The organism is Bradyrhizobium sp. SZCCHNS3016 (genome assembly GCF_032484535.1).
Taxonomy (GTDB): domain Bacteria; phylum Pseudomonadota; class Alphaproteobacteria; order Rhizobiales; family Xanthobacteraceae; genus Bradyrhizobium.
The window spans coordinates 148,316-161,674 of record NZ_JAUETE010000010.1; the positions used below are offsets into that span (position 1 = coordinate 148,316).

Sequence of the window (13,359 nt, forward strand, 5' to 3'; positions counted from 1 at the left end):
TGGCGAATAGCGAATAGATTGAATTCTCTGCGTCATCGTCCCTTGCCCTATTCGCTACTCGCCATTCGCTATTCGCCGGCCGACTAACGGCCCAGATAGACCTCGATCACACGGTCGTTCGACGACACCTGATCGATGGTGCCCTCGGCCAGCACCGTGCCCTCGTGCAGGCAGGTGACCTTGACGCCGAGCTCGCGCACGAAGGTCATGTCGTGCTCGACGACCATGACTGTGTGATCCTTGTTGATTTCCTTCAGCAGCTCGGCGGTCTGATGCGTCTCGACATCGGTCATGCCGGCGACCGGCTCGTCGACCAGCAGGAGCTTCGGGTCCTGCGCCAGCAGCATGCCGATCTCCAGCCACTGCTTCTGGCCATGCGACAAGCTGCCGGCGAGCTTGCGCCTGAGGTCCTTGAGCCGCACGGTTTCGAGCACCTTGTCGATCTGCTCGGCTTCGCTTCTCGATCCGCGCCAGAACAGCGTGCCCTTGACGCTGTGGTCGACGTTGAGGGCGAGCAGCAAATTGTCCTCGACCGACTGGCTCTCGAACACGGTCGGCTTCTGGAACTTGCGGCCGATCCCGAGCTCGGCGATGCGGGTCTCGTCGAGGCGGGTGAGATCCGTCTTGCCGTCGAACAGCACCGTACCCTCGTCGGGCTTGGTCTTGCCGGTGATGATGTCCATCATCGTGGTCTTGCCGGCGCCGTTCGGGCCGATGATGGCGCGCATCTCGCCGGGCTCGAGCGTCAGCGAGAGATTGTTGATGGCGTGGAAGCCGTCGAAGGAGACGTGCACGCCGTCGAGATAGAGCAGCGACGACGTCGCGCGGGTATCCATCACGTTCATGCGCTCACTCTGCCATCTTGGGTTCGGTGACGCCGTCCTCGCGGGCGGCGCTCTCGGCGTTGGGCGTCTTGGTGCTGAGTTGATCCCACCACGTATTGAACGTGCCGATGATGCCCTTGGGCAGCAGCAGGGTGACGAGCACGAACAATGCGCCGAGCATGAACAGCCAGTACGGCGCCAGCACGCCCGAGGTGAAGAACGTCTTGGCGTAGTTCACGACGACGGCGCCGAGCGCAGCGCCGACGAGCGTGCCTCGGCCGCCGACCGCGACCCAGATCACGGCCTCGATCGAATTGCCGGGCGCGAACTCGGATGGATTGATGATGCCGACCTGAGGAACGTAGAGCGCCCCTGCGACGCCGGCCATGCACGCCGACAGCGTGAACACGAACAGCTTGTAGGACTCGACGCGATAACCGAGGAAACGCGTCCGCGACTCGGCGTCGCGGATCGCGATCAGCACCTTGCCGAGCTTCGACGACGCCACGGCCCGGCAGATCAGGAACGCCAGAATGAGCGCGAGACAGCTCAGTGCGAACAAGGCGGCGCGGGTGCCTTCCGCCTGGACGTTGAAGCCGAGGATGTCCTTGAAGTCGGTCAGGCCGTTGTTGCCGCCGAAGCCGAAATCATTGCGGAAGAAGGCGAGCAGCAGCGCGTAGGTCATCGCCTGGGTGATGATCGACAGATACACGCCGGTGACGCGCGAGCGGAAGGCGAGCCAGCCGAAGCAGAAGGCGAGCAGGCCGGGCACGACGAGTACCATCAGCGCGGCGAACCAGAACATGTCGAAGCCGTGCCAGTACCAGGGCAGCTTGGAATAGTTCAGGAACACCATGAAGTCCGGCAGGATCGGATTGCCATAGACGCCCCGGGTGCCGATCTGGCGCATCAGATACATGCCCATCGCGTAGCCACCGAGCGCGAAGAACGCGCCGTGACCGAGCGAGAGGATGCCGCAATAGCCCCAGATCAGGTCGATGGAGAGCGCCAGGATCGCGTAGCAGACATATTTGCCCCACAGCGCGACCAGATAGGTCGGCACCTGCAGCGCCGAGCCCGCCGGCAGCAGCAGGTTGGACAGCGGGATCAGCATGCCGCAGGCCGCAACGACCACCACGAAGATGGTCGCGGCGCGGTCCAGCGACCTCGTCAGCATATGCGGCATCATGCTTCCACCGCCCGGCCCTTGAGCGCGAACAGGCCGCGCGGGCGCTTCTGAATGAAGAGGATGATCAGGACCAGGATCGCGATTTTGCCGAGCACCGCGCCCGCCACCGGCTCCAGGAACTTGTTGGCGATGCCGAGCGTGAAGGCGCCAACGAGGGTGCCCCAGAGATTACCGACGCCGCCGAATACGACGACCATGAAGGAGTCGATGATGTAGCTCTGGCCGAGGTTGGGGCTGACATTGTCGATCTGCGACAGCGCCACGCCGGCGATGCCGGCGATGCCCGACCCCAGCCCGAAGGTCAGCGCATCGACGCGCGAGGTGGCAATGCCCATCGACGCCGCCATGCGCCGGTTCTGCGTCACCGCGCGCATTTCCAGACCGAGCGCGGTGTAGCGCAGCATCGCGAGCAGGATCGCGAACACGGCCATCGTGAAGCAGAGGATCCAGAGCCGGTTATAGGTGATGGTGATCTGGCCGAGCTCGAACGCACCGCTCATCCAGGAGGGATTGCCGACCTCGCGGTTGGTCGGGCCAAACGCGGAGCGCACCGCCTGCTGCAGGATGAGCGAGAGGCCCCAGGTCGCGAGCAGCGTCTCGAGCGGCCGCCCGTAGAGGAAGCGGATGATGGTGCGCTCGATCAGCACGCCGATGGCTCCGGCCACCAGGAAGGCGAGCGGGACCGCGATCAGCAGCGAATAGTCGAACAGCGCCGGATAGCGCGTGCGGATGACCTCCTGCACCACGAAGGTGGTGTAGGCGCCGAGCATCACCATCTCGCCATGGGCCATGTTGATCACGCCCATGACGCCGAAGGTGATGGCAAGCCCGATGGCGGCCAGCAGCAGCACCGAGCCGAGCGACAGGCCGTACCAGGCATTCTGCACGCCGGACCAGATCGCGAGCGAGCTCTGGATCGAAGCGATGGCACCTGCCGCGGCCTTGGCGACGCTTGCGGGCTGATCGCCACTGCTGATCTCGGTGAGCAGCGCCAGCGCTTCCTGGTCGCCGCGCGCCTTCACGGTGACGACCGCTTCGAGCTTCTCGACCTCGCTGGCGTCGGACTTGAACAGGAGGATGGCGGCGCGGGCGTCGGTGAGGGCCTGCTTGACCGAACGATTGGTTTCCTTGGCGAGCGCCGTTTCCACCGTCGGCAGCGTCGCCTCGTCATGCGATTTGAACACCGACTTGGCGGCCGACAGGCGCGTGTTCACGTCCGGCGACAGCAGGGTCAGGCCGCCCAACGCGGCGTCGACGCTGCGGCGCAGGCGGTTGTTGAGGCTGACCGCCGCGGCGTTGTCGGGCAGCTTGTCGACGGCGGCGCCGGTGGCGGCATCGATGATCTTGCCGTCGGTCTGCTTGACATAGACCTTCTTGGTGTCGGCATCGAACATCAGCCGCTCATCCTGCAGCGCGCTGATGATCGGATAGGCCAGCGGATTGCCCGACACGGCGATCTCGCCCACCGCATCATCGGTGTCGGAGAAATCGTCATTGGCGAACTTGGCGACGGACTCTTCGAAGCTGGCCGCGAATGCAGGCGCGGCCACGGCAATCAGGACAATAGAAAGAAGAATGCGACGAAGAATCGCGCGAACAATTGCAGGCACTGGACAACCCCGGCAGGAGGAAGTGAGAAGGCGGCGCTATCCACCGCCTTCTCCAGTCGTGACTTGGACGTCAGATCGATCTCAGGTGCCCGAGCCCAGGCACTTGTTGGTCTTGACGTTGAAGTTGCCGCACTTCTTGCCGACCCAGTCGCCGATCAGGTCCTTGGAGCCCTCAAGCTCCTTCGACCAGGCGTCGCCCGGGACGAGGTCCTTGGTCTTGTAGACGACGCTGAACTGGCCATCGCCCTTGATCTCGCCGATGAACACCGGCTTGGTGATGTGGTGGTTCGGCAGCATCTTCGACACGCCGCCAGTCAGGTTCGGCGCCTCGGTGCCCGGGAGAGCGTCGATGACCTTGTCCGGATCGGTCGACTTCACCTTCTCGACCGCCTTCACCCACATGTTGAAGCCGATCACATGCGCTTCCATCGGGTCGTTGGTCACGCGCTTCGGATTCTTGGTGTAGGCCTGCCAATCCTTGATGAACTTCTCGTTGGCCGGGGTCTTGATCGACTCAAAGTAGTTCCAGGCGGCGAGATGGCCGATCAGCGGTTTGGTGTCGATGCCGGCGAGCTCTTCCTCACCCACCGAGAACGCGACCACCGGAATGTCCTTGGCCTTGATGCCCTGGTTGCCGAGCTCCTTGTAGAACGGAACGTTGGCGTCGCCGTTGATGGTCGAGACCACGGCGGTCTTCTTGCCGGCCGAGCCGAACTTCTTGATGTCGGCGACGATGGTCTGCCAGTCGGAGTGACCGAACGGCGTGTAGTTGATCATGATGTCGTCCTGAGCCACGCCCTTGGACTTCAGGTAGGCTTCGAGGATCTTGTTGGTGGTGCGCGGATAGACGTAGTCGGTGCCCGCCAGCACCCAGCGCTTCACCTTCTCTTCCTTCATCAGGTAGTCGACGGCCGGAATCGCCTGCTGGTTCGGCGCCGCACCGGTGTAGAACACGTTGCGCTCGCTCTCCTCGCCCTCGTACTGGACCGGGTAGAACAGGATGCTGTTGAGTTCCTTGAACACCGGCAGCACCGACTTGCGCGACACCGAGGTCCAGCAGCCGAACACGACCGCGACCTTGTTCTTGGTGATCAGCTCGCGCGCCTTCTCGGCGAACAGCGGCCAGTTCGAAGCGGGGTCGACGACGACGGCCTCAAGCTTCTTGCCGAGCACGCCGCCCTTCTTGTTCTGTTCGTCGATCAGAAACAGGATCGTATCCTTCAGCGTGGTTTCGCTGATGGCCATGGTGCCGGACAGAGAATGCAGAACACCAATCTTGATGGTGTCGTCGGCGGCCATGGCCGGGCCGAAGCCGGCGACGCCGAGCGCCAGGCCGGCAGCAGCAGCCAGCCAGCGACGGCGGCTGAATGGCGCCGTTAATTCCTGAGTGAGTCGAGTAAGCATGAGGTAATATCTCCCTGACGCAGACGTGCTTCACAGCCGAGGCGGCCGGCGGTCTGCGGCGGAAGAATCGCAAGAAGCATGCCATGCCATTCACATCTCGTAAGCCATTGATCTCAATCTGGAACTCGGGCCAATCGCGACGGAAGGTCGCAATCTCGTGCCGCCGGTTTAGGCAGGCACGGTGATTATTCGGCTGGCATCGAGCTCACGATTTATGCACTTTGTTTTGAATGGCTAAAATTAAAGCAGCAGAGTACCGGCTCAATCGCCGATCCGTTGCGCACCGGCCTTGAAAGTGCCGCTAGTCTGTTCCATATATCTGATAGATCGAGGCGAATCGGCCGGATCTCTGCAAGCCGCGTGTTCTTTAGCTCGTTCAGAGCTTCTGGCTTCGCATTCTCACCCATCCAATCTCGACGCTCCAAACACGCGGGTGTCTCTTCAACCACCCACCCGCGTCCGGCTGGCTGCCGACACGGGCCTCATCCTCTTATGGAAAGCCCAATCTTTTGACATCCTTTCAGGATTTTAACCTCGCCGACGCGCTGACGCGCGCGCTGAAGGAAGAGAACTACACCACCCCCACCCCGATCCAGGCACAGACCATCCCGCTCGCCCTCGAAGGCCGCGACGTGATCGGCATCGCCCAGACGGGAACCGGCAAGACCGCCTCGTTCGCCCTGCCGATCCTGCACCGCCTGCTGCAGAACCGGATCAAGCCGCAGCCGAAGACGGCGCGCGTGCTCGTTCTGAGCCCGACCCGCGAACTGTCCGGCCAGATCCTCGACAGCTTCAACACCTATGGCCGCCACATCCGCCTGACCTCGGCGCTCGCGATCGGCGGCGTGCCGATGGGACGCCAGGTCCGCGCGCTCATGCCGGGCCTCGAGGTGCTGGTCGCCACGCCTGGCCGGCTGCTCGACCTCGTCCAGGGCAACGCCGTGAAGCTGAACCAGGTCGAGTTCCTGGTGCTCGACGAAGCCGACCGCATGCTCGACATGGGCTTCATCAACGACATCCGGAAGATCGTCGCCAAGCTGCCGATCAAGCGGCAGACGCTGTTCTTCTCGGCCACCATGCCGAAGGACATCGCCGAGCTTGCGGACGCCATGCTGCGCGACCCCGCGCGGGTCGCGGTGACCCCCGTTTCCTCGACGGTCGAGCGCATTGCCCAGCGCGTGATCCACGTCGACCACTCGGCCAAGCCGAACCTTCTGGCTCAGTTGCTCAAGCAGGAGCCGGTCAACCGCGCGCTGGTGTTCACCCGTACCAAGCACGGCGCCGACAAGGTCGTGAAGAGCCTGGAAAAGGCCGGCATCCCCGCCCAGGCGATTCACGGCAACAAGTCACAGAACCACCGCGAGCGCACCCTCGCAGCGTTCCGCACCGGCGAGATCCGAACCCTGGTCGCAACCGACATCGCGGCCCGCGGCATCGACGTCGACGGCGTTAGCCATGTCGTGAATTTCGACCTGCCCAACGTGCCGGAGACCTACGTCCACCGCATCGGCCGCACGGCACGCGCCGGCGCTGAAGGCATCGCGATTTCGCTCGTCGCCGGAGCGGACGAGCTGTCCTACCTTCGCGACATCGAACGGCTGATCAAGATCTCGCTGCCGCGCGACGATCGCCGCACGCCGGGCCTCCGCGAGGCCGCGGCACCGGCCAAACCGCCTCAGCGTGGCGGCCGTCCTGGCATGCAGAATGCGCGGACCAACGAGGGTGGCACCGCCGCAAAAGGCCCTCGCCGTCGCCGTCGTTCCAATGCTAAGATGGCGCCTCTGCCAGGCAATCGTCAGGAGCCCCAGCGGCCGTCGCAAGGCGGCGGCAAGGCCGGGTCGATTCAAGGCGTTGCTTTCCTGCATCGCGAGGGCAGACCCAAAAACCACGCTCACAACCGCAACCAACGGCCAAACTAGACGTCTATCGATCTGGAGAGAGACATGGCTAAGGAAGAGCTGATCCAGTTCGAAGGGCTGGTCACCGAAATCCTTCCCGACGCGCGCTACCGGGTACAACTCGATGCGGGGCACGAAATCGTCGCCTACACCGCCGGCAAGATGAAAAAGAATCGCATCAAGACGCTCGCGGGAGACCGCGTGACCGTCGAGATGTCGCCCTATGATCTGGAAAAGGGCCGGCTGATCTTCCGCCACAAGGACGAGCGCCCCAGCTCGACCGGCGGACCTCCGCGTGGCGCAGCGCAGCGCGGCGGCCAGTTCCGGCGGCGCTAGAGCCTTGGGCGGAGCAATGGTTCCGCCCAACCCAGCGAATTGATCAACTCTTGCGCAATCAGCGACAATTCAGCGCGTCGGCCTCGAGCCGGCGCGTCAAAAAATCATGCGCCCTCGCGCAGCTCAGGATTGTTTTGCGCGGGCATTTCCAATAATATATCCCGCAATCGATTTTCGGCCGGACGAGATTAGCTATTACCGGTACAGCCGGTTCAGACGCTGACGACCCTTCCAAAAATTCGATCTAACCAGCCCAGGAATCTGGGTTACGCATTTGATATCTGAGAAGGGAACTACCCCCGTGAGCATGGGAACCGTGAAGTGGTTTAACGCAACCAAGGGCTATGGCTTCATTCAGCCGGATGACGGCGGCAACGACGTGTTCGTGCACATCAGCGCCGTCGAGCGCGCTGGTCTCGGCACGCTGCGCGAAGGCCAGAAGATCTCCTACGAGATCGTGGCGGACCGCCGTTCGGGCAAGTCGTCGGCCGATAATCTCCGCGCCGCCAATTGAGCGACGCCAGGGTAATCGCCTGCGCGATTGCCCGCCTGGACAACGAAAGGCCGCCTTGCGCGGCCTTTTTTATTGCCTGCTTTTTGCTGCCTGAATGCCCATCGCCGCGCTCTGCTCGCCCGAAAGACCGCATGTCGCGCCGGTTCGTAGGCGCGTGCGACCGCGGCCCCGGGGGCGGGCGGGCTCCGTTGCGGCAGCCCTCACCTCAGCAGTAGGTCGCCGGGCTATACATCACACAGGTCGACTGCCGCGGGCGGGTGTAGGCGACGTCGCTGAGATTGACGCCCGTCTTGCCCATGACGTAGCCGATCGTCGGAACGTACTGGTAGTTCACCTCGCTGAAGATCAGATAGGTGCCGGACACCAGCAATTCAGCCGGCACGCCGACCGTCATGCCGACGGTTCGCGGTGTCGACCCCTTGCTCCACTTCACCGTCGCCTGCTTGGTGGTGGGATCGACATAGAGCTCGGTGATCGTCGCATTCACCGGCGTGGTGGAATAGGGGTACATGATGCCGGTCGAGGCGGCGAAGAAGTTCGACATGTCGCTATCGCCGACCGAGGTCGATTGCGATGTCAGATCCGACAGGGTTCGCGCCATCAAGGTGACCTTGCGGTCGACGGCGATCGCCGAGCAGAATTCGACCGTGCCGAAGAACATCACCAGCATCAGCGGCACGATGAATGCGAATTCGGTGGCCGCGACACCGCGTCGATCGGCGGCAAAGGCGTCGATGCGACGCCACAGGCGCAGGCTCGAAGACATACCCGGCATTCTTCCCAACGGCATGATGAATTCCTGGTGTCCCTCTGAAGGAGTTCGCGAGAGCCTTGTCGTGAGAGCCGTGTTATGAATACGGCTCGTTCTTGAATGCGGCCGTGCCCACCAGCAGCCGCTTGCTGCCGCTCAGGTTGGCGATGTTGTAGCCGAGCCCCGTCACGAAGATCGGCCATTGATAGAACAGCCTGACGACGACGATGTCTCCGGCGGCGCCCGGGCTGTAGGTCATGTTGTTGACGAAGTTGCCGCTGTTGTCGATCTGGTTGCTGATCGAGACGCTCCCGAACGAGGAGTAGCTCTTCACGTCGATATAGATCTTGTTGCAGTCGAACAGCGCGGGAACCTGGGTGCAGACGTAGCTCGCGAACTGCGACTGCGTATAGGCGCCCTGTTGCGCCTGTCCGGTCAGGATCATGCGCGCCGAGTCCTGCGTGATCGTCTCGAGCACCTGCCCGGCAAAGAACATCAGCGCCGTTTCGATGATCGCGAACAGCAGCGCAAAGAAGACCGGGGCGACCAGCGCGAATTCGAGCGCGGCCGATGCCCGCCGGTTGCGCCGGAAGCGGCGCAGCATCCGGCGCATCGAAGCGGTCGAGGAGACGGGGGCTTGCATGGGTTCATCCGGACTGGAAAGGCACATCAATCTGAGCGAAAGGAATAGCGGAAACTCCTTGGGAAAGGGTTTCCCACGACGCGGACAGTATGGCCTGCCGCATCAACGTCCCGCTAACCGTGCTTGGTGGTTCGCACGCAGCCAGCCCTTCGAGACAGCGCGTCACCGCCCGATCCGATCATCGAAACCAAACGAGAAACCAAACGAATCGGGCGACCCAGCCGCAGCACCAGCGGCAAGGCTCGCCGCATCGTCGGCGCGGACACGCGTGGAGAGGCGGTCAGGCGCTGCCATCGACCCGGGCAGGCGTGGCAAGGCCAGCGCTCAGTTGGTCTTCGAGGCCGCCGCCGCGTTGCCGCTCGCCGTGCTGGACATCGTTCCAGCCTGGTCGAGCACCGATTTGAAGTAGTTGTCGCCGTCGCCCAAAGTCACCCGGCGCTGGCAGATCGGCATGCAGCTATAGGTCTCACGGTCGACGCCGCGATACACCGTCACGAGCTGGTCGGTGGGCCCGGCGACCTGGATCTGGCGATCGATCAGCACCTGTCCGCCACGATCCATCGCAATGAAGTTGGTGGCACCGTAGCTCTTGCCGGTAACGACGATGATGCCGCCGCTCTGCAGCGTCACATCGGCGATCATCGGATTGCCGACGACGAGGGTCGCGACCCGGTCGGGCAGCTTGACCAGCTTGGCCTGGTCGACATTCACGGCGATGGCGGGATCAGGCTCCGCCAAGGCGGCAGCCGGCCACAGCAGCACCGCGGCGACAGCTGCCCGCAATGCGAAGGAAACACTAGGACGACGCGACACACAGAACGACATACTCAAACCCCGGGACATTGACGAGCCGTCTCAAGCGATACGCAGCGGTGACGGCGCCCGACGCGGCAAATCTGCGCTCAATTGGTGAATGATCTGCAAACGTCGCCATTTGGTCTGGGGCGGTTGCAAAACGCGTCATCGCCGGAACGGAAACGCGAGCTGGCCGCCGAACTCACCGGGCATCGTCGCCTCGTCCTTGCCGTAGGCCATGGGCAACTGCCCCGCCGGCATCCGGAACGTGCCGAACAGGATGTCCCAGATCGGGAACGTGCCGGCGAAGTTGGTATTGCCGCCCTGCTCCATCGACGTGTGGTGCCAGCGGTGGAAGACGGGCGTGGCGAGGACATATTTCAGCGGGCCCAGCGTCCAGTTGAGATTGGCGTGCACGAAGGCCGAATGGAACGTGGTGAATGGTCCGACCCAGATCATGACATTGGGCGAGATGCCGGCCATCAAGAGGATGACGTCGACCGCGATCGTGCCGAGGAACAAGTTGATCGGATGGAAGCGGGCAGCCGAAATCCACTCCAGATCCTCCGACGAGTGGTGAACCGCGTGGTATTTCCAGAACTCGCCGCCATGGAACAGACGATGCGTCCAGTACAGCATGAAGTCGGAGAGCACGAGGAAGAGCACCCCCTGCAGCCATTCGGGAAGCTGCGCCAGCGGGCCGTGCCCGTTCTCATAGAAGGCGATCAACTCGTCGGCGTCGCGGATCTTGAAGAGAACGCTGGCGCCGAGCACGAGAAAGCCGATGCGGAGCACCCGGGCGAACACCGGCACGAAGAACCAGTAGACCACGTCGGTGACGAGCTCGCGCTTCTGCCACCACGGCTTGCCGGGATTGCAGGCCCAGAAGTGACTGAGCACCGAGAACACCACCGCCAGCACCAAGGTGATCGGCAACACCTTCTCGATGGTCTGGCCGAGCATCAGCGCGACTTCCCATGGCAGACCGGACATCACATTCCTCATCTCATGAATTGTTCCGAGGGGTACTCCTTGGCGCTTAAGGAGCCGTGAACCTCGGCGCCGGCAAAACCGCTCTGCCTATCGGCCCAGCGCGATCGACATCGAGCCACATGCTCCGCCAGCCAGGTCGACACGGCCATATCCATATGGTGCGGAATGCGGAGCAGGCCCCGCGATGGACTGGTCGGGCATGACGGCCGAAACCCTGCGCTCATCTTTTCAACGAGACCGACCACGGCGTGACCATGCATCATTTCGAATGATCGCGCCGCGCTTCATCCTATGTTTACTCTGCACAATAACAGCCATTTGTCGCCGTGTTTCGGCGACCGAATTAACTACGCCGAAATTCCTGCCCCCTAGGGTGGCCGCATGGTCACGGTGCTGAGAACGCCGCAACGACCAGAGTTTGTTCGACCAGCCACGTGTACATGGAGTTACCTATGAAGAATCTTCTTGCTCGCTTCGTGAAGGATGAATCCGGCGCGACCGCGATCGAATACGGTCTGATCGCCGCCGGCATCTCGCTCGCGATCATTGCCGCGGTGAACGGTCTCGGCTCCAGCCTGAGCTCCAAGTTCGGCGCGATCAACACCTCGCTGAAGTAAGCGGTCGTCACGGCCGAGCAAAGAAGGCCCCGGACATCCGGGGCCTTTATCATTTCCACATTCAGCTTCGCGGCGTTCAGTGATGCGTAACCACGTTTTGTCCGCAGCCGCGTCCCGGCCCCCGCCCAGCGGGGCCGACGTCGCCTTGCGTTGGATCTGCGGCGGCCTCGGCCTGTCCATCCTCGCTCTCGCGGCCCGCATCGTCAGCGTCTGGTGAGATCGACAGCCAACCGGCCATTCCGGCTGTTTCCCGATCGTTTATTTCTTGCAGCTAGACTCTGGCGCAGCGGCGCACCCATGCGCCGCGTCGATGCCATTGAGAGCCCATGACCCTCGATCTCGCGCGCCTTCTGCTGTTTCCGGCCCTGATGGCCTTTGCCGCGGCGAGCGACTTGTTCACGATGACCATTTCGAACCGGGTCTCCCTGGCGCTCGTCGCCGGCTTTCTGGTTCTGGCGCCGCTGAGCGGCATGAGCATGGCTGACATGCTCATGCACCTCGGCGCCGGCGCGACCCTGCTGGTGATTGCTTTCACCTGCTTTGCATTCGGCTGGATCGGCGGCGGTGACGCCAAGGTCGCATCCGCCGCCGCCCTGTGGTTCGGCTTCGCCCACCTGATGAACTACCTGTTGTACGCCTCGATCTTCGGCGGCGTGCTCACTCTCGCCATCATGCAGTTCCGGCAATGGCCGTTGCCCTACATGCTGGCTGGACAACCCTGGCTTGCACGCCTGCACGCCAAGGAGAGCGGCGTGCCCTACGGCATCGCGCTCGCCCTGGGCGCTCTGATGGTCTATCCGGAGACCGATTGGGTGAAGGCGATCGACGCTGCGCGTCTTGCATTGCTCTGAAAGCACCGTGTCAACGCGGTGTTAAGGCGATTTAGATACGCCTCATTAACCATGCTTTGACGAATAACTGCTCAACTCCCATCACGGCGGCGGAAACGTCGCGGCGTCATGTGGAAAGTGAAGCGTATGAATACCGCACGCATTGTGGTTCTGACCATCGCTGTAGGCGCTGGCGGCGTGGCCGCATATCTCGCGAGCGGGTCCGACGACCGGCCGGCTCAAGTTGCCGCGCCCGCGCCGCAGATGCCCACCGTCGACGTTCTCGTCGCCAAGGGCGACATCGCCCTCGGCCATTCGCTCAAGCCCGAAGATCTGCAGTGGCAGAGCTGGCCGGCGGCCACGGCCAGCTCCAGCTTCATCCGGCGCAGCGAGCGGCCCGAAGGACAGACGCAGATCACCGGCACGATCGCGCGGGCGCCGTTCATTGCCGGCGAGCCCATCCGCGAACAGAAGCTCGTCAAGGCCGACGGCTCGGGCTTCATGGCCGCGATCCTGCCCGCCGGCATGCGCGCCGTTTCCACCGAGATTTCTCCGGAGACCGGCGCCGGCGGCTTCATCCTGCCGAACGACCGCGTCGACGTGATCCTGTCCAAGCGCGAGCGCAATCCGGATCAGCCCAACGCGGGCGACGTCGTCAGCTCCGATATCATCCTGTCGAACATCCGCGTGCTGGCGATCGATCAGGCTCCGAAGGAAAAGGACGGCCAGACCACGGTGGTCGGCAAGACCGTCACGCTGGAGCTGAAGCCGGAACAGGCCGAGACGCTCGCGCGTGCCCGTCAAACCGGAACGCTGTCCCTGGCGCTCCGCAGCATCGCCGACGTCAACGTGGCCGAGCACCGCACGGACGAGACCAGCCGCAAGCGCAGCGACAGCGTTGCCGTCGTCCGCTTCGGCATTCCCAGCACGATGACGACGCAGAAGTGAGCAAGAG

General features: G+C 63.2%; 14 protein-coding genes. 6 read left to right on the top strand and 8 right to left on the bottom strand.

The window, feature by feature from the left end:
* Positions 1-83: 83 nt before the first annotated feature.
* The 4 genes from urtD to urtA all read right to left on the bottom strand — a co-directional run bounded on the left by urtD (position 84) and on the right by urtA (position 5,027).
* Positions 84-845 carry an urea ABC transporter ATP-binding protein UrtD gene (urtD, locus tag QW881_RS20000; protein ID WP_315753423.1) on the bottom strand — a complete coding sequence of 254 codons (762 nt, stop codon included), beginning with the start codon at positions 843-845 and terminating at the stop codon, positions 84-86.
* 4 nt (positions 846-849) lie between these two features.
* The gene (gene urtC, locus QW881_RS20005) at positions 850-2,013 is read right to left on the bottom strand and encodes an urea ABC transporter permease subunit UrtC (RefSeq protein WP_315753425.1); all 1,164 of its coding nucleotides are present in this window, start codon (positions 2,011-2,013) and stop codon (positions 850-852) included.
* Positions 2,010-3,572, bottom strand: coding sequence for an urea ABC transporter permease subunit UrtB (gene urtB, locus QW881_RS20010; protein WP_409998946.1), 1,563 nt, complete (start codon positions 3,570-3,572; stop codon positions 2,010-2,012). The genes urtC and urtB overlap by 4 nt, the downstream gene beginning before the upstream one ends.
* 132 nt (positions 3,573-3,704) lie before the next feature.
* On the bottom strand, positions 3,705-5,027 hold the full coding sequence (urtA, locus tag QW881_RS20015) for an urea ABC transporter substrate-binding protein (protein WP_315753429.1): 1,323 nt from the start codon (positions 5,025-5,027) through the stop codon (positions 3,705-3,707).
* A gap of 509 nt (positions 5,028-5,536) precedes the next feature.
* Here urtA and QW881_RS20020 point away from each other — a divergent pair.
* The 3 genes from QW881_RS20020 to QW881_RS20030 all read left to right on the top strand — a co-directional run bounded on the left by QW881_RS20020 (position 5,537) and on the right by QW881_RS20030 (position 7,775).
* The gene (locus QW881_RS20020) at positions 5,537-6,946 is read left to right on the top strand and encodes a DEAD/DEAH box helicase (protein WP_315734604.1); all 1,410 of its coding nucleotides are present in this window, start codon (positions 5,537-5,539) and stop codon (positions 6,944-6,946) included.
* Between the two features lie 24 nt (positions 6,947-6,970).
* Positions 6,971-7,261: a translation initiation factor IF-1 gene (infA, locus tag QW881_RS20025; RefSeq protein ID WP_315734606.1), complete on the top strand. Its 291-nt coding sequence runs from the start codon at positions 6,971-6,973 to the stop codon at positions 7,259-7,261.
* Between the two features lie 301 nt (positions 7,262-7,562).
* The gene (locus QW881_RS20030) at positions 7,563-7,775 is read left to right on the top strand and encodes a cold-shock protein (RefSeq protein WP_006612155.1); all 213 of its coding nucleotides are present in this window, start codon (positions 7,563-7,565) and stop codon (positions 7,773-7,775) included.
* Between the two features lie 205 nt (positions 7,776-7,980).
* On the opposite strand, the gene QW881_RS20035 is transcribed toward QW881_RS20030, so the two are convergent.
* The 4 genes from QW881_RS20035 to QW881_RS20050 all read right to left on the bottom strand — a co-directional run bounded on the left by QW881_RS20035 (position 7,981) and on the right by QW881_RS20050 (position 10,957).
* Positions 7,981-8,541 carry a TadE/TadG family type IV pilus assembly protein gene (locus QW881_RS20035; protein ID WP_315753431.1) on the bottom strand — a complete coding sequence of 187 codons (561 nt, stop codon included), beginning with the start codon at positions 8,539-8,541 and terminating at the stop codon, positions 7,981-7,983.
* An 82-nt stretch (positions 8,542-8,623) separates the two neighbouring features.
* Positions 8,624-9,169 carry a TadE/TadG family type IV pilus assembly protein gene (locus QW881_RS20040; protein WP_315753433.1) on the bottom strand — a complete coding sequence of 182 codons (546 nt, stop codon included), beginning with the start codon at positions 9,167-9,169 and terminating at the stop codon, positions 8,624-8,626.
* 324 nt (positions 9,170-9,493) lie between these two features.
* Positions 9,494-9,994 carry a pilus assembly protein N-terminal domain-containing protein gene (locus QW881_RS20045; protein WP_315734613.1) on the bottom strand — a complete coding sequence of 167 codons (501 nt, stop codon included), beginning with the start codon at positions 9,992-9,994 and terminating at the stop codon, positions 9,494-9,496.
* A 135-nt stretch (positions 9,995-10,129) separates the two neighbouring features.
* Positions 10,130-10,957: a sterol desaturase family protein gene (locus QW881_RS20050; RefSeq protein WP_315753435.1), complete on the bottom strand. Its 828-nt coding sequence runs from the start codon at positions 10,955-10,957 to the stop codon at positions 10,130-10,132.
* Between the two features lie 452 nt (positions 10,958-11,409).
* Between QW881_RS20050 and QW881_RS20055 the strand changes: the two genes are divergently transcribed.
* The 3 genes from QW881_RS20055 (at position 11,410) to cpaB (ending at position 13,352) form a co-directional block, all read left to right on the top strand.
* A complete protein-coding gene (locus tag QW881_RS20055) occupies positions 11,410-11,574 on the top strand; it encodes a Flp family type IVb pilin (protein ID WP_231317342.1) in 165 nt (54 codons plus the stop codon).
* 326 nt (positions 11,575-11,900) lie between these two features.
* Positions 11,901-12,425: a prepilin peptidase gene (locus tag QW881_RS20060; protein WP_315753437.1), complete on the top strand. Its 525-nt coding sequence runs from the start codon at positions 11,901-11,903 to the stop codon at positions 12,423-12,425.
* 126 nt (positions 12,426-12,551) lie between these two features.
* Positions 12,552-13,352, top strand: a complete 801-nt coding sequence (cpaB, locus tag QW881_RS20065; protein ID WP_315753439.1) for a Flp pilus assembly protein CpaB — start codon at positions 12,552-12,554, stop codon at positions 13,350-13,352.
* Positions 13,353-13,359: the final 7 nt, after the last annotated feature.